Raw genomic sequence first — 15289 nt, forward strand, 5'->3', positions numbered from 1 at the left:
GCCCGAAGCTCGAACAGGCCCGAAGCCTTGAACAGGAATGAAACCGAATGAATTTGACTGTCTTTGGAATCGGCTATGTCGGTCTTGTACAGGCGGCGGTGCTTGCCGAAGTCGGCCATCAGGTGGTTTGCGTCGACATCGACGCGAAAAAGGTCGAGCGGCTCAACCAGGGCCATGTCCCGATCTTCGAGCCTGGGCTCGAAAACATGGTCAAGGAGAACCATGCCGCCGGCCGCATCAAGTTCACCACCGACGCCGCCGCGGCGATCAAGCATGGCCAGATCCAGATGATCGCGGTCGGCACGCCTCCGGGCGAGGATGGTTCGGCAGACCTGAAATATGTGCTGGCCGTCGCCGAGGCTATCGGTCGTGAGATGGACGCGCCCAAGATCGTCGTCGGCAAGTCGACCGTGCCGGTCGGCACCTGCGAAAGGATAAAGGCCAGGATTGCCGAGACGCTGAGGGCGCGCGGGCGCGAGGATCTGGCTTTCGACGTCGCCTCCAATCCGGAATTCCTCAAGGAAGGGTCCGCTGTGAGCGACTGCATGAAGCCCGACCGCATCATCGTCGGCACCAGCAACGAGGACACCGAGGCGGTGATGCGCGAGCTCTACGCGCCGTTCAACCGCAACCACGAAAAGATGATCGTGATGGACGTGCGCAGTGCCGAGTTTACCAAATACGCGGCCAATTGCATGCTGGCGACCAAGATCAGCTTCATGAACGAAATGGCCAATTTGGCCGAGCAACTGGGCGCCGACATCGAGGAGGTCCGCAAGGGCATCGGCAGCGACCCGCGGATCGGCTACCACTTCATCTATCCGGGCCTCGGCTATGGCGGCTCGTGCTTCCCGAAGGATGTGCGCGCCCTGATCAAGACCGCCGAAGCCATCAAGTTCGACGCCAAGCTGCTGCGTGCCGTCGAGGAGCGCAACAACCAGCAGAAGTCGGTCCTGTTCGAGAAGGTGGACCGCTATTTCAAGGGCAATCTCAAGGGCAAGACCTTTGCGCTGTGGGGCCTGGCCTTCAAGCCCAATACCGACGACATGCGCGAAGCCCCGGCCCGCACGCTGATGGAGGCGCTCTGGGCCGCCGGTGCCAATGTGCAGGCCTACGATCCCGAGGCGATGCAGGAATGCCAGGCGATCTACGGGTTGCGCGACGACCTGCAGCTGTGCGGCACCAAAGAGGCCGCTGTGCGAGGCGCCGACGCGCTCTTGATCGTGACCGAGTGGAAGAGCTTCAGTGCGCCGTCCTTCGATGCATTGAAGGACGCGCTGACCACGCCCGTCATCTTCGACGGACGCAACCTCTACGACCCCAAGGTCATCGCCCGCCACGGCATCGAATACCACAGCATCGGCAGAATGGCGGCGTGACGATAGGGCGGTCCAGCAAGGAGCCAGGTCCATGAAAGTTCTGTTTGCAGGCGGCAACGGCTACACGCCGCAGTTCAGCGGTGGCGTTCAGTCGAGCACGCACCATCTGGTCGAGCAGCTGCGCGAGCACGGTCATGACGCCTCGGTCCTGGCGGCACTGTTCGGTGATGGCATGTTCGGCTTCAAGGCGCGCGCCAAGATGAAGCTGCTTCGCCAGCGTGCGGTCATCGACAGCTATCCCGGCTATCCGGTCGTGCGGGCATGGTTTCCCTGGGAGGCGGCGCGCTTCGCGGTCGAACGGCTCGATCCCGATGTCGCCGTCGTGCAGTGCCACAAATCGGTGCCGATCGGAAAGGCGCTGCAGGCGCTCGGCGTGCCGCTGGTGGTCTATCTGCGGAACGTCGAATTCCACGAGCTGGCCGGCGACCTGCGCGAATTGCATTCGGCGCTTTATATCGCCAACTCCGAATTCACCGCGCGCACCTATAAGGAAAGGTTCGGCATCGACTCGACCGTGATTCCGCCGACCATCAATCCCGGGCTCTACAGCACCCCGACGACCGGCGAATTCGTCACGCTGATCAACCCTTACAATGAAAAAGGGTTCGAACTCGCCGTGCGCATCGCCGGCCAATGCCCCGAAATCCCGTTTCTGTTCGTCGAAAGCTGGAAGCTCGACGACGACCACCGGGCGCAGATCGAACGGACCATCGCGCCGCTGCGCAACGTCAGGCTGGAAAGCCGTACCAGCGACATGAAGACGGTCTATGGCCGCACCAAGATCCTGCTGGCGCCCAGCAAATGGGAAGAGGCCTGGGGGCGCGTGGCATCCGAGGCCCATTGCAGCGGCATTCCGGTCGTCGGGTCCCGCCGCGGCGGCCTGCCGGAAGCGATCGGCGCCGGCGGCGTTGTACTTGACTATGACGCACCGCTCGACGACTGGGTCGCCGCGGTCAGGCGGCTATGGAGCGACAAGGCCGAGTACGACAGGCTGTCGGCGGCGGCGCAGCTGTTTTCGGAGCGGCCGCAAATGAATCCAGACATTCAGTTCGCGACCTTCCTCGGTGTTCTCGACAACGCCAGGCAAGGCGCGCTGGAGCATGCCGCCTGATGCATTTCGTCCAAAACCATACACGTTGCCCAAAAGCCGGCTCTCGCGCCTGACCGGGGTGGGAGCTGCTTTGGGACAACGGCACGCACAACACCAGACGCTTGGGGCGCCTCGCACGGCGGCGACGGGCTTCAGCCCTCATCCGCGCGAGCAGATCGCCGACCGGCCTCGAAAGATCGTCCATTCGATGAAGATTTGCTTCGTAGTTGATAAGTTCCCCTCTTTGTCGGAGACCTTCGTCCTCGACCAGATAGAAGGGTGCCTCGAGCGCGGCATGCAAGTCGGCGTCGTCTGCAACGAGACGTCGTTCGGCAAGGACAGCAACATCGACGATCGCCGCTGGCAGGCGCTGCCTGGCAAGGTCGTCTGCTGGTGGGGCGGACTGGGGCGCTTTCGCCCGACGCTCAGGAGATGGTCGGGCAGGTTCTGGGATAAGCTCTCGACCGTTATCGACATCGCCTTTGCGCGCAAATTGCAGAACGCCGATGTGATCGTCGCGCATTTCGGCAATAACGGCATGCGCGTTGCCCGCGCCATGAAACGAGGCCGGATTTCCGCTCCTTTGGTAACCATATTCCACGGCCGCGATGTCGGCGAACCGCTGCATGACGACACGCTCGCGCGCTACAAGGTTGTTTTCGAAAAGGGCGTTCTCCAGCTGCCGGTGAACGCGTTTTTCCGCGACGCCCTGATCGGCGTCGGCGCGCCTGCCGCGCAAGTCATGGTTCACCATATGGGCGTGCGGCCGGGCGAGATCAGCTATCATTGGCGTTCCTGGGACCGGGACACGCTGTCCTTCATCTCGGTCTGCCGGCTGACCGAAAAGAAGGGCATCGAATTCGCCCTGCGCGCCCTCGCCGGCCTTCCGCGGCGCGACTGGGTCTATACGGTGATTGGCGGCGGCGAATTGCTGGAAGAGTTGAAGAAGCTCGCCGCAAATCTCGGCGTTGCCGACAGGGTGACTTTCCTCGGGCCGCGCCCGCACGCCGAGGTCAAGCAGCGCCTGCGCGACGCCCACGTATTCCTGCTGCCCAGCGTTGCTGCACAGGACGGCGATCTCGAGGGTATTCCGGTGGCGCTGATGGAAGCTATGGCCGCCGGGCTGATTGTTGTCAGCACCTATCACTCGGGCATCCCCGAGTTGATCGAGGATCAGGAGACAGGCTTCCTCGCACCGGAGCGAGACGTTGCGGCGTTGGCCCGCAAGCTTGTCTGGGTGGCCGAGAACCCGGACAAATGCGAGCGCATCGCACGTGCGGCGCGCCGCAAGATCGAGCAGGATTTCAACGCGGACCTGCTCAACGAACGTTTTGCGCAGATCGTTGCTCAACTGGCCGAAGCCAGGCGCCCGGCATGAACGCCAACCCGCCCCCCCAGTTCGGTCGCGTCGCTCTGCGCGGCGGCGTGGTGACGATCGGCGCGCAAGGCTTCAAGATGGCGATCCAGTTTCTCTCGGTCATCGTGCTTGCGCGTCTGCTGGTCCCCGAGGATTTTGGTCTCGTGGCTTCCGTCGGGCCGATCGTGGCCTTTGTCGGATTGCTTCAAAACCTAGGCCTGCAGCAGGCTGTGGTCCAGCGCAAGGACATCAGCACCGAACAGCTCAACCAGGTATTCTGGATCAGTGCGCTGGTTGGGCTGGGCAGTGCCGTGGTGGTGGCATGCCTGGCGCCCGCCATCGCCGCCTTCTACGGCGATCAACGCATGGTCGGGATCACCATCGGCTCTGCCTTGCCGCTGCTTCTTGGCAGCCTCGCCGCGGTGCCGCTGGCGCTGATGAACCGTCATTTGCGCTTTGGCCAGCTCGCGCTGAACGATGTGATAACCGCCGCTGCCGGACTTGCGACTACCGCAATCGCCGCCTATGCGGGACTGGGCTACTGGTCGCTGGTCATCGGCCCGGCGGTTTCGGCTGTTGTCGCGCTGGCCGCGGCATGGCAGGTGGCGCGCTGGACGCCGTCGCGGCCGGACCTGAAGGTCGATACCGACATATTGTCCTTCGGCGCCAATCTGACCGGCTTCAATCTGGCCAACTTCTTCTCGCGCAATCTCGACAACATCCTGATCGGAAAATATTCGGGCGCGATCGAACTCGGCTACTATGACCGCGCCTATAAGCTCCTGCTGTTTCCGCTGCAGAACATCAACCAGCCGCTGACACGCGTGATGGTGCCGCTGCTGAGCCGCATCCATGAGGACAAGGCGCGGTTTCGCGACATCTATGTGCGGACCAATTGGATGCTGGCGGCCATCACCATGCCCGGCATCGCGGCGCTGACGCTGACGTCGGACCAGGTCGTCGGGCTTCTCTTCGGCGAGCGCTGGACAGCGGTGGCGCCGATCTTCGCCTGGCTGGGCATCGCCAGCCTGATCCAGTCCGTCTCAAGCACCACCGGATGGATCTTCATCTGCCAGGGCAAGACCAAGACCATGTTCCACTGGGGCATCTACTCGTCGCTGACGACGGTCGCCGCCTTCATCATCGGCCTGCACTGGGGCGCCGTCGGTGTCGCCGCGGCCTACGCGATCAGCGGCTATATGCTGCGCGTCCCGGTGCTTGCCGTTCTTGTCCACCGGGTCGGCCCGGTGACCGCAGCCGACTTCCTGATCATGCAGGGGCTTTTCATCATGTCGTCGCTGCTTGCCTGGTCCGTCTACCGGGAGTTGCCCGTATCGCTGACCGGCCAGTCAGACCTGCTCGCGGTGGTCCTGGCGGTTGCCCTCAATTATTCGATCGGCCTGATCCTCATGCTTGCCCTTCGCCAGTCGCGCAGTGCGTTGTTCACCACGCTTTCCAGCGCCATGCGCAACGCCCGCTAGGCAGGCAATAACCGGCCTCAAAAGCTCACCTGCCGACATCGCCGACGCATGCTCCTCAAGCACTGCCTGAAGGCTCGTCCTGCGATAGAGGTCGAGATTGGCGGTAAGTCTGCCGAGCTTCTCGCTCGCTTCCTCGGGCGTTACCGTGTCGATGTCGAGCAGCAGGTCGGCGACGCCGATCCGCTTGGCGAGTTCCTTGGTCTTGAATTCATAGGCGATCGGCAGCACCGGCGTGCCGACGCAGAGCGACATGATCATCATGTGCATGCGCGTCGCGACGACGAAGTCGAAGCCTTTCACCAGGGCCATCAGTTGCTCCGGCGTGTGGAACGAAGCGTCCACGCTCACATGCTTGGCGATCTCCGGATCGAGTTCGGCAACGATCGCCCGCGCCGTCTTGGAATCGTCATGGGCGTATTCCGGCACGCCCTGGCAGGTAGAGACGAAGGTCACCTGCTTGGCGTGGTCCCTGACCAGGATGGTCGCAATCTCGCGGATCGAGTCGATGTAGCGGCGCATGCCGCCCTCGCCGTCGCTGACATAGTTCCAGTGACGGACGGAAATGGCGACGCGGCCGGTGACAGTCGCCGACTGGCCGGAGGCCAGAAAACTTCCGATCCTGTCGGTATCGGCCAGCGCAAAGACGGCGTCGGCCACGACGTGGCATTTGCCGGGGTCTTTCACCATGTCCACAATGTGGCCTCTCGAACGTTCATCGCGCAGCAGGATGAGCGGGCTCCGGTCGAAGATCGGGCTCAACTCCTGGCGATTGTAACTTTTGTTGAACGGGCCGAGCGATTGCGTGAAGAAGACCGGGTCCTTGCCCAGAATCGCGTCGATCCGGAATTGATTGAGGCGCCGTTCCAGATTGTAGGTCTCGACGAGATAGGTTCCGCCTGTCGTGACCACGAGGTCGGCGTCTTTGTAGATCTCGAGACCACGGCGATTGCTTGAGCTGAACAAACGCCCGAGAACGCCGCGGATGCCGAACCGCCGCAGGGCATTGAGTACGAGCCGATTGTAGATCGGCTTGAACAGGTTCTTCAGCCCACTGCCGTATTTGTAGCGGAACAGCGATTCCGACAGCAGCTTGTGGAATTCGAGATCTGGATACTCCTTCTTCGTGTAGAGCCTCGCCGCCACCTCCGGCTGGCTGTCGAAGACGTAGAACTGGATATCGTCCTGCACGATCGTCTTGAAAACATGGCGAATCGCCAGGAGAATCGCTGCGTCTCCGGTATTCAGGCAGACGGTGTTTTCAACCGCGATCTTCATTGAATGACCTCATTTCGTGAGTAGTCCCGCGGTTCGGTCGACGGATGCCGAGGTGCGGGTTGGCCGAAAATGCTGCACGCCAAGGATGGTCCTCGCGTCGTGATTATTGGCGCGCAGCCCAATGGCAGGGCCAACGCGCGGTCCATGCGGCCCAAGCAGAGCGAGATTAACCCATCGATTTTGCAGTGCAACAAAAAATGTGGATCTTTGCTACGCTGCAACCAAAAATGTTGCGATGCAGCAAGAGCTGTACTAGCATTGTCGCGGGCGGGCCAACAGCGGTCGAGTTTTCATGCTGCATGTCTTGTACTTGGTACACGACGTCTCCGACCCGGCAGTGCGCCGGCGGATCATAATGCTCAAGGCAGGCGGCGCCCAGGTTACGCTGGCGGGCTTTCGTCGAACGGCAAGCGCGGTTGCTGATGTCGAGGGCTTGCAGCCGATCGATCTCGGCCCGACGCGTGATGGCCGATTCGCCCAGCGTCTGGCGGCGATCATGAAGGCGGTGGTCTCGACCGGCTCCAAGCTGGGTTCAATGCAACGGCCCGACCTCATTATCGCGCGCAATTTGGAAATGCTGGCGCTTGCCCGGCGGGCCAGGTCGGCTTTCCAGGCAACGGTGCCGATTGTCTACGAGTGCCTCGACATCCATCGTCTGCTGCTTCGCGACGATCCGCTGGGCTGGGCGATGCGCGGCGCAGAACGCTTCCTGGCCAGGGATGTGAAGCTTCTGGTGACCAGCTCTCCGGCCTTCATCGCCAATTATTTCAAGCCGTTCGGACAGATTGCCGCGCCGGTCGAACTGCTCGAAAACAAGTATTTCGAGCCAGCCGCGGCTTCCCTGGATGACCGCATGACGGAGGAGAATCCCGTTGCGCCGCCTTGGCGAATCGGCTGGTTCGGGGCGCTCCGCTGCCGCCGCTCCCTGGAGCTTCTGGCCGAATTTTCGCGCCGCCTCGACGGCCGCTTCGAAATCGTCCTCAGAGGCCGCCCGGCGTTGTCCGAATTTCCCGATTTCCACGGTTTTGTTGAATCGGAACCCTGGCTCTCGTTTGGCGGACCCTATCGCAATCCGGAGGATATGGCGGCGATCTACCGCGAGGTTCACTTTTCCTGGGCCATCGACTTTTTTGAGCAGGGCCTGAATTCCGAATGGCTGCTGCCCAACCGTCTCTATGAGGGCTGCCGCTTCGGAGCCGTGCCGATCTCGATGGGCAACACCGAGACCGGCCGGTTCCTCGATCGGCAAGGCATCGGCGTTCTTTTGCCAGAAGCCACGCCCGAGGCGCTCGAAGCTGCCCTCGGCACCATGGAGCAGCATCGGTTCGAGACATTGAGGGCACGTGTTCTCGCCCGCAATCCGCGCACCTGGAGCTACGACCGCGCCGATTGCCGGGCGCTCGTCGAAAAACTCCGCGGCCTTGCCGCGGCGCCCGGTCCATATGCTGCCGAAGCATTGGCATAGAAGGACGGCCGATGACGCAAACCGAAACGCTCCCATCCTGCATGATCGTGGTTCCGTGCCTGAACGAAGCGCCCCATATCGGCGCGTTGCTTCGAGAGCTCCGCCCTGCGGCCAAGAGGCTGGGCGCGGTGATCATCGTTGCCGATGGCGGCAGTACGGACGGCACCAGGACGATCGTCGCGGATATCGCCGCAAAAGATCAGCGGGTGGTCCTGCTCCACAATGAAAAGCGCTTGCAGAGCGCGGCGATCAATCTCGCCGTTGCCAGGTTCGGGGAGGGCGTCGACTATCTCATTCGCATCGACGCGCATGGCGGCTATCCCTCCGACTATTGCGACCGGCTGGTCGAAGAAGCGCAGGCCACCGGGGCGGATTCGGTCGTCGTCTCGATGCTGACCAGTGGCAGCGGCATGGTGCAGAAGGCGGCGGCCGCGGCCCAGAATTCCAGGCTCGGCACCGGCGGCTCCAAGCATCGGCACCTTTCGGCGGGGGAATGGGTCGATCATGGCCACCATGCGCTGATCCGGATATCGGCCTTCACCGCGGTCGGCGGCTATGACGAGACGTTCAGCCACAATGAAGATGCCGAACTCGACTATCGGCTCCGTCAGGCCGGTTACCGGATCTGGATGACCGGTAAGACACAAATGGTCTACTACCCGCGCTCCTCGCTGAAGGGCCTCTATTTTCAGTATCTCGGCTATGGCCGCGGCCGGGCGAAGAACGCTCTCAAGCACCGCATGATCCCGAAGATCCGGCAGATGGTGCCGCTTCTGGTGTTTCCCGTGGTTCTTCTCGCCGCCTTTTCCTTCGTCCACTGGCTGGCGGCCGTGCCGCTTTTGCTATGGGTCTCGGTCTGCCTTGGCTACGGCTTCTGGACCGCGGTCAGTCAGCGCAAACCCGACATTGCGCTTGCCGGGGTCTCGGCAATGGTCATGCATTTCGGCTGGTCGGTCGGCTTCTGGCTGCAGCTGCTAGCACCGCGACCGCAGCGCGGGGTAGCGTGATGGACCCGGTCAAGAAAAATCGAAGCATCGATATTTGCGTCTGCACATTTCGCCGGCCGGAGCTTGCCGACACGCTTCGCTCGATAGCGGCCATGGATATGCCTGCGGAATACGCTGTCGGTATCGTCATTGCCGACAACGACGATACGCCGACGGCCGAGCCGCTGGTCGCCAAGCTGGCTGGGGAGCTGAAGCTACCGGTGACCTACCGGCACGCCGCGGCCCGCAACATCTCGATCGCCCGCAACGCTTGCCTCGATGCCAGCGCATCGGACTTTGTTGCTTTCATCGACGACGACGAGACGGCCACCGCCGGCTGGCTTGCCGAACTGCTGGCGACGGCGGAAGCAACTGGTGCTGCGGCCGTGCTCGGACCGGTGCGAGCCCGTTACCGGCCGGAAGCGCCCGACTGGATGCGCAAGGGCGATTTCCACTCGACCTTGCCGGTCTGGGTGCGCGGCGAGATCCGCACCGGCTACACCTGCAACGTCCTGCTCAGAATTGGCGCTGAGAGCCTGCGCGGCCGGCGCTTCAGCCTGGCACGTGGCCAGACCGGCGGTGAGGACACCGAATTCTTCGACCAGATGGTCAAGGCCGGCGGCCGTATCGCCTTTTCGCCAGAGGCTTGGGTCGATGAAGTGGTGCCGCCTGCCAGGGCGGCATTCGACTGGCTCGGCCGCCGCCGGTTCCGCGTCGGACAGACGCATGGCCACCTCCTGGGGCGCAACGCGCGCGGCCTTTCCCGGCTCAAGCAGGTCGGCATGGCCGCGGCAAAGGCCGGCTATAGTTTCCTGTCGGCAATTCCGGTCGCCATCGACCCCGTCCGACGGAACCGCAGCGTCCTTCGCGGCATTATGCATGTCGGCGTCGTCAGCGGCCTCGTCGGGGTTCGTGAAATCCGCCAATACGGCCTGTCTTCGCCGCAGCAAGGGGGCAAGCGTGCAGCCTGACGTGAGCTTCGTGATTGCCGCCTACAATGCCGAGGCGACCATCGATCGGGCGATTGCCAGCGCCGTCGCCCAGCGCAATGTCAGCGTCGAGGTCATCGTCGTCGACGACAAGTCGCGCGACCGGACGCTCGACCTGGCGAGATCCTACCCCGAAGATATCGTACGCGTTGTCGCGCTTGAGCAAAACCGTGGCCCCGGCGGCGCCAGGAACGCCGGCCTTGAGCTTGCCCGCGGCAGGTGGGTAGCGGTTCTCGATTCCGACGACGCGGTCTATCCCGGGCGAATCTGCACCATGATCGAACGCGCGGAAAAAGCCGGCGCCGAGATCGCGGTCGATAATCTGCAGGTCGTTCGGGAGGACGGCGTTGCGGAAGAGACGATGTTCCCGGCCGACTATCTGGAAGGGCTCAGTGAAATCTCGCTGGCGGATTACATCGGCGGCAATGTCCTCTTCGAATCGAGGTTCAATCTCGGCTATCTCAAGCCGATCTTCCAGCGCCGGTTCCTGAACGAGAACGGGCTTCGTTACGATGAAAGCCTGATCATCGGCGAAGACTACATCCTCCTGGCCAGTGCTCTGGCCAAAGGCGGCAAATGCGTGGTCGAGCCGACGACGGGCTATATTTACCACATTCGCACCGGTTCCATCTCCCGGGTGCTCGAACTTCATCACGTCGAGGCGATGCGCAGGGCCGATACCACCTTCGCCGCGACCCATTCCATGGATGCTGCGGCCGCGGCGGCCTTCGCCAGGCGCGCTCGCAGCCTAAGGCGGGCGGCATCATTCCTGTCGCTGGTTCAGCACATCAAGGCGCGGTCCCCGCTCAAGGCGATATGGACGGCGCTCAGCGATCCGGCGGCGGTTCGGCATATGAGCATGCCGATCGGCGTCCGGCTGCGAAGGGTAGCGGCACAGTTTGCCGTGGTGGCGGGGAGGTAAAGGGCTGCAGGCGAATGAAGACAAATTTCGCCGCCTGCGACAGGGTTGAAATCGATCTCCTCAGAAGGAACATGCAATGAAAAAAGTCAGGAAGGCAGTCATACCGGTGGCGGGGCTTGGAACGCGGTTCCTGCCGGCGACCAAATCCATGCCGAAGGAAATGCTGCCGGTGGTCGACAAGCCTGTGGTGCAATATGCGGTGGACGAGGCATTCGAGGCCGGCATCGAGCACATCGTCTTCGTCACCGGCCGCAACAAGGCGGTGATCGAGGACTATTTCGATCTGCATCCTGAACTGATCGGAACCCTGGAGCAGAGCGGCAAGAAGGCGCAGCTCGAATCGCTCGAGAGCCTGCTTCCCGTCGCCGGCGCGACGAGCTTCATCCGTCAGCAGTCGCCGCAAGGCCTCGGCCACGCCGTCTGGTGCGCGCGAGAGGTCATCGGCGACGAACCTTTCGCGTTGCTGTTGCCGGATATGGTGTCCTTTGGCGGGCGAGGGTGTCTTGCCGAAGTCGCCGATCTTTATGCGCAGACTGGCGCAAACGTTATCGCCGTCGAGCGTTGCGATCCGACCGAGACCAGCAAATACGGCATTGTCGGGCGCGGCGCGGATGTCGGTACGGGCTTCGAGGTGACGGCCATGGTCGAAAAGCCGGCACCGGCCAACGCGCCGTCGAACTTCTACATCAACGGCCGCTACATCCTGCAGCCCGAGATATTCTCGCTGCTGGGCAGCCAGCAACGCGGCGCCGGCAACGAGATCCAACTGACCGACGCAATGGTGCGTCTCGCACAGACGCAGGCCTTCTTCGCCCAGCCTTTCAACGGCCGCATGTTCGACTGCGGTTCGAAGGAGGGCTTCATCCAGGCCAATGTCGCTTTCGCGCTGGCGCGTGAGGACATGAAGGGTCCGATCTTCGAGATGCTGCAGGAATTCGTCCGGTCGCATCAGCGTCGGGAAGAAGCCGCATAATGTCCATTTTTTCGAGGCATTGTGGGTGCGGCTGATGACGCAGGACAGGCCGTTGCGCCGCGCGTAACGCGCACTGTCCGGCGCAAGGTTTGCACCCTATGTGCCGATCTTCGAGGCGGTAGCGCCTGCAAACTAGAATTGGACCGAAGATGAACTATGCCAATTTTCCTGTCGACAAGAGGACGCCATTGCCGACTTCGAGTGCGGCAAACGCCGAAGACTTCATCGACATCGAGCGTCTGCTTGGCATGGCCGCGCGGCAGGCGAAAGTGGTTGCCGCCTGCGCCATCATCGGTCTCTTTCTCGGCGTGCTCTATTTGCAGACCACGCCTCCTACCTATGTGGCGACGAGCAGCGTGCTGATCGACGAAGGATTGAACAAGGTCGTCGACGACATTTCGGCGGCGTCGGTCAGCATGCAGACCGACTCCGCCGTTCTGAGCCAGATCGAAATTCTACAGTCGGCCAGGCTGGCGGGGGTGGTCGTCGACAAGCTGAAGCTCGATCAGAACGACGCTTTCATGAACCCTCCGACATCGGCCCTGTCTAAGGTCGCAAGCTTTGTACGCGGTATCATCCAGTCTGTCCGCCCCAAGCGCGCCGCGAGCACAACCGATGTCACTCAGCTTGATGCCGCGACGCGTGACGCGATCACCGCATCGTCGTCGTCCCGCGACTACGCAATCTTCAAACTGCAGAACCAACTCGATGCCGAGCGGATCGGCCGAAGCTTTGTCATCAGCATCTCCTTTCAGGCGACGGATCCGGCGCTTGCGACCGCCATCACCAAGGCCTATGCCGACGCCTATCTCGCCGATCAGCTTGATGCCAGCTTCGACGCGACCGAGCGGGCGGCTGTCTGGCTGCAGGGCCGGCTGACCGAGCTTCGTGAGAGCTCCCAGGCGGCCGCACTGGCGGTCGAAAAGTTCAGGGCCGAACATGGATTGGCCGTCAATGACGGCCAGCTGATCAGCGACAAGCAACTGTCCGATCTCAACACTCAGCTGATCGTCGCACAGGCCGATACCGCACGTGCCGGCGCCCGCTATCAGCAGTACAAGTCGATCGTCGAAAGCGGCTCGGACAATGCGTTCAAGGACGCCGCGATATCGAACGACCAGCCGAGCAGCTCCGTCATCACGACGCTGAAGAACCGCTATCTCACAGTCGCCAAGCGGCAGCAGGACGTCGAAGCCAATTTCGGCCCGCAACATCCGCAGGCCGTCGCGCTCGCCAAGGAGAAGGCCGACATATCGGCGCAGATTTTCGGCGAGCTGAAGCAACTGACCGAAAGCTACCGCAACGAATACGAGGTCGCTCTGGCGCGCGAAACCGCGCTCCGCGCAAATGTCGCCCTGGCGGCAGGCAAGAGCTCCATCGACAACCAGTCGCAGGTCAAGTTGCGTGAACTGGACCAGAAGGCGACGGCGCTCTCGACACTCTACCAGACATTCCTGAACCGCTATGAGGAGGCCGCCCAACAGCAATCCTTCCCAGTCGGCAAGATCCGGGTCATCTCGGACGCGACGATGCCACAGTCGGCCGCAACCCCGCGAACGGCCATCGTGCTGGGGCTTTCGCTGGCGCTTGGCATAATGATGGGGGCAGGGGTTGGTGGTCTGAATGAATTCAGGGAACGCTTCTTCAGGACCGGCGAGGATGTGCGCGACCGTGTCGGCCTCAAATTCCTCGGCTATCTCCCGGTCATCGGCAAGGCTGGCAAGGATGACCAGCGCAATGGCGGTCAGCCTGACGTCAAAGTCGTTGAATCCAAGACCGCCAAGTCCTCCAAATCCCAGCCCTCCAAAACGTTGTCGGCAGCCGAAAAACGTGCGCGCATGCGGGTAACCGTTGATGCACCGGCATCGATGTTCTCCGAGACGCTGCGCAACGCAAAGATCGCCTTCGACGTCGTGATAGAAGGCCAGGGCAGCCGGGTCATCGGCGTGGTCTCGGTGCTTCCGGGCGAAGGTAAGTCGACGGTGGCGGCCAATCTTGCCGGGCTGCTTGCCGCCAACGGATCGAAAACGCTGCTGATCGACGGCGACTTGCGCAATCCCGGCCTCAGCCGCAGCCTCGGCATGGAGGCCGAGCAGGGCTTGATGGAAGCGGTGGTGAGCGGGCAGACCTGGCAGTCGGTCGGCAAGATCGACCGGCAGACCAAACTGGCGATCATCCCGGCCGTCCTGCGTGGCCAGTTTTCGCATACCAGCGAGCTTCTGTCTTCGGCCGGCATGCGGCGCTTCATCGACAACGCCAAGGAAACCTTCGAGTACATCATCGTCGATCTGCCGCCGCTCGGGCCTGTCGTCGACGCCAAGGCCTTCGCTCCGCTTGTCGACGGCTTCGTGCTGGTCACCGAGTGGGGACGCACGCCGCGTGCGATGGTGCAATCGATGCTCAGCTCGGAACCCTATATCGCGAAGAAGATCATTGGCGCGGTTCTGAACAAGGTCGAGCTGAAGAAACTCGCCAAGTATGGCGCGATCGGCGGCTCGGAAAAATTCTTCGACAAATATTCGAGCTATTATCTGGAAAAATCGGAAGCGCGCACAAAGGCGGCTGCCTGAGTGCGGTCCGCGCGTTTCGAGCATTTTTGCACCGAAGCGGAATCACCCGGCGTCGCAAAGATCTATTAGGGTGTTGACATTCTGAGATGCTTGCTGATGAAGCTAAGCCTCTCCAAGCCTCTGCGCACTTCCGGCGCCCTCATGAAAAGCCGCCACAACAGCCCTGTACGATGGTTCTCGATCATCGCGATGATCGGCCCCTGATTGATCGCCAGATAGGTTCGGGAGTACCAGTTGCGGCTTTCGCAAAACGCGTCAACAAAGCCGAAGCGGCCCCATATGCGTTTTCGAGGCTTGCCCAGGAAGCCACGCAGTGCGCGCATCGCCTCCGCCGGGGCATAGGGAAAGCTCGACAGGGCAGCAGACGGAGTGATCACGCCAAAGTCCCTGTCGGGTGCATGCGCGACGTATCCTCGCGGCCCATGGCTCGCGGTCAGACCCCAGCAGTCCGGTCCATATCCCAAATGGCTATGGGGATTGCGAACGCAATGCCGATAATTGATCTGCGTATGACTGACGTTCTGTTGCCAGTAATCGGCGTAGCGGTCACTTAGGCCCCGGGGATCGAGCCCGCAGAAAGAATAGTGCGAAAAGAAGAGCGGGCCACCAGAATTCATTCCCAACGGCAGCACGATCCCGTCATGGTCACGCCCGTTTCGAAAGCTAGGTCCTACAGCAAAACCCTCGTGATAGATTCCCGATAGTGTCCTGAAGGTTCTGCAAAAAGTTTTGGAGAGAGAACGGCGCTTGCTCTGAAGGGCGAGCGGCCATGGCACGGTGGTGACGTTGCAATCACCGATTC

Annotated in this window: 11 protein-coding genes and 1 pseudogene; 10 read left to right on the forward strand and 2 right to left on the reverse strand. The window is 62.1% G+C overall.

Annotated elements, in window-relative coordinates; all coding sequences use genetic code 11:
- Nucleotides 1-47: 47 nt before the first annotated feature.
- The 4 genes from NKI22_RS30605 (at nt 48) to NKI22_RS30620 (ending at nt 5307) form a co-directional block, all read left to right on the forward strand.
- The gene (locus tag NKI22_RS30605; protein WP_023717987.1) at nt 48-1379 is read left to right on the forward strand and encodes a UDP-glucose dehydrogenase family protein; all 1332 of its coding nucleotides are present in this window, start codon (nt 48-50) and stop codon (nt 1377-1379) included.
- Between the two features lie 31 nt (nt 1380-1410).
- The gene (locus NKI22_RS30610) at nt 1411-2490 is read left to right on the forward strand and encodes a glycosyltransferase (protein ID WP_023717986.1); all 1080 of its coding nucleotides are present in this window, start codon (nt 1411-1413) and stop codon (nt 2488-2490) included.
- Nucleotides 2491-2677: 187 nt separating this feature from the next.
- Complete coding sequence (locus NKI22_RS30615) at nt 2678-3847, forward strand: glycosyltransferase (protein WP_023717985.1); 1170 nt, start codon at nt 2678-2680, stop codon at nt 3845-3847.
- Complete coding sequence (locus NKI22_RS30620; protein WP_023717984.1) at nt 3844-5307, forward strand: lipopolysaccharide biosynthesis protein; 1464 nt, start codon at nt 3844-3846, stop codon at nt 5305-5307. The genes NKI22_RS30615 and NKI22_RS30620 overlap by 4 nt, the downstream gene beginning before the upstream one ends.
- A gap of 222 nt (nt 5308-5529) precedes the next feature.
- On the opposite strand, the pseudogene NKI22_RS30625 reads toward NKI22_RS30620, so the two are convergent.
- Nucleotides 5530-6582: pseudogene (locus tag NKI22_RS30625) on the reverse strand (polysaccharide pyruvyl transferase family protein); the annotation flags it as partial.
- A 292-nt stretch (nt 6583-6874) separates the two neighbouring features.
- On the opposite strand from NKI22_RS30625, the gene NKI22_RS30630 reads away from it, so the two are divergent.
- From NKI22_RS30630 to NKI22_RS30655, 6 genes are all read left to right on the forward strand, one after another.
- The gene (locus NKI22_RS30630) at nt 6875-8047 is read left to right on the forward strand and encodes a glycosyltransferase family protein (protein ID WP_023717982.1); all 1173 of its coding nucleotides are present in this window, start codon (nt 6875-6877) and stop codon (nt 8045-8047) included.
- Nucleotides 8048-8058: 11 nt separating this feature from the next.
- Nucleotides 8059-9054 (forward strand): glycosyltransferase family 2 protein, encoded by a 996-nt coding sequence (locus tag NKI22_RS30635; protein WP_352817032.1) that lies wholly within the window; start codon nt 8059-8061, stop codon nt 9052-9054.
- Nucleotides 9054-10004: a glycosyltransferase family 2 protein gene (locus tag NKI22_RS30640; RefSeq protein ID WP_352817035.1), complete on the forward strand. Its 951-nt coding sequence runs from the start codon at nt 9054-9056 to the stop codon at nt 10002-10004. Before NKI22_RS30635 ends, NKI22_RS30640 begins: the two co-directional genes overlap by 1 nt.
- Nucleotides 9994-10944: a glycosyltransferase family 2 protein gene (locus NKI22_RS30645; protein WP_352817038.1), complete on the forward strand. Its 951-nt coding sequence runs from the start codon at nt 9994-9996 to the stop codon at nt 10942-10944. Before NKI22_RS30640 ends, NKI22_RS30645 begins: the two co-directional genes overlap by 11 nt.
- Before the next feature lie 76 nt (nt 10945-11020).
- Entirely contained in the window at nt 11021-11917 is an 897-nt protein-coding gene (gene galU / locus NKI22_RS30650; RefSeq protein ID WP_352817040.1) for a UTP--glucose-1-phosphate uridylyltransferase GalU, read from the forward strand.
- Between the two features lie 149 nt (nt 11918-12066).
- On the forward strand, nt 12067-14487 hold the full coding sequence (locus NKI22_RS30655) for a polysaccharide biosynthesis tyrosine autokinase (protein ID WP_352817043.1): 2421 nt from the start codon (nt 12067-12069) through the stop codon (nt 14485-14487).
- A gap of 65 nt (nt 14488-14552) precedes the next feature.
- On the opposite strand, the gene NKI22_RS30660 is transcribed toward NKI22_RS30655, so the two are convergent.
- Nucleotides 14553-15289 (reverse strand): glucoamylase family protein (locus NKI22_RS30660; protein WP_352959599.1); only part of this gene is annotated, 737 nt, incomplete at its 5' end.

Source organism: Mesorhizobium sp. M0778 (genome assembly GCF_040320105.1).
In the GTDB taxonomy this organism is placed as follows: Bacteria; Pseudomonadota; Alphaproteobacteria; order Rhizobiales; family Rhizobiaceae; genus Mesorhizobium.

Bases quoted from the DNA above. Each gene is read 5' to 3' on its own strand.
- NKI22_RS30605 (WP_023717987.1), top strand. From the start codon at position 48: ATGAATTTGACTGTCTTTGGAATCGGCTATGTCGGTCTTGTACAGGCG.
- NKI22_RS30610 (WP_023717986.1), top strand. From the start codon at position 1,411: ATGAAAGTTCTGTTTGCAGGCGGCAACGGCTACACGCCGCAGTTCAGC.
- NKI22_RS30615 (WP_023717985.1), top strand. From the start codon at position 2,678: ATGAAGATTTGCTTCGTAGTTGATAAGTTCCCCTCTTTGTCGGAGACC.
- NKI22_RS30620 (WP_023717984.1), top strand. From the start codon at position 3,844: ATGAACGCCAACCCGCCCCCCCAGTTCGGTCGCGTCGCTCTGCGCGGC.
- NKI22_RS30630 (WP_023717982.1), top strand. From the start codon at position 6,875: ATGCTGCATGTCTTGTACTTGGTACACGACGTCTCCGACCCGGCAGTG.
- NKI22_RS30635 (WP_352817032.1), top strand. From the start codon at position 8,059: ATGACGCAAACCGAAACGCTCCCATCCTGCATGATCGTGGTTCCGTGC.
- NKI22_RS30640 (WP_352817035.1), top strand. From the start codon at position 9,054: ATGGACCCGGTCAAGAAAAATCGAAGCATCGATATTTGCGTCTGCACA.
- galU (WP_352817040.1), top strand. From the start codon at position 11,021: ATGAAAAAAGTCAGGAAGGCAGTCATACCGGTGGCGGGGCTTGGAACG.
- NKI22_RS30655 (WP_352817043.1), top strand. From the start codon at position 12,067: ATGAACTATGCCAATTTTCCTGTCGACAAGAGGACGCCATTGCCGACT.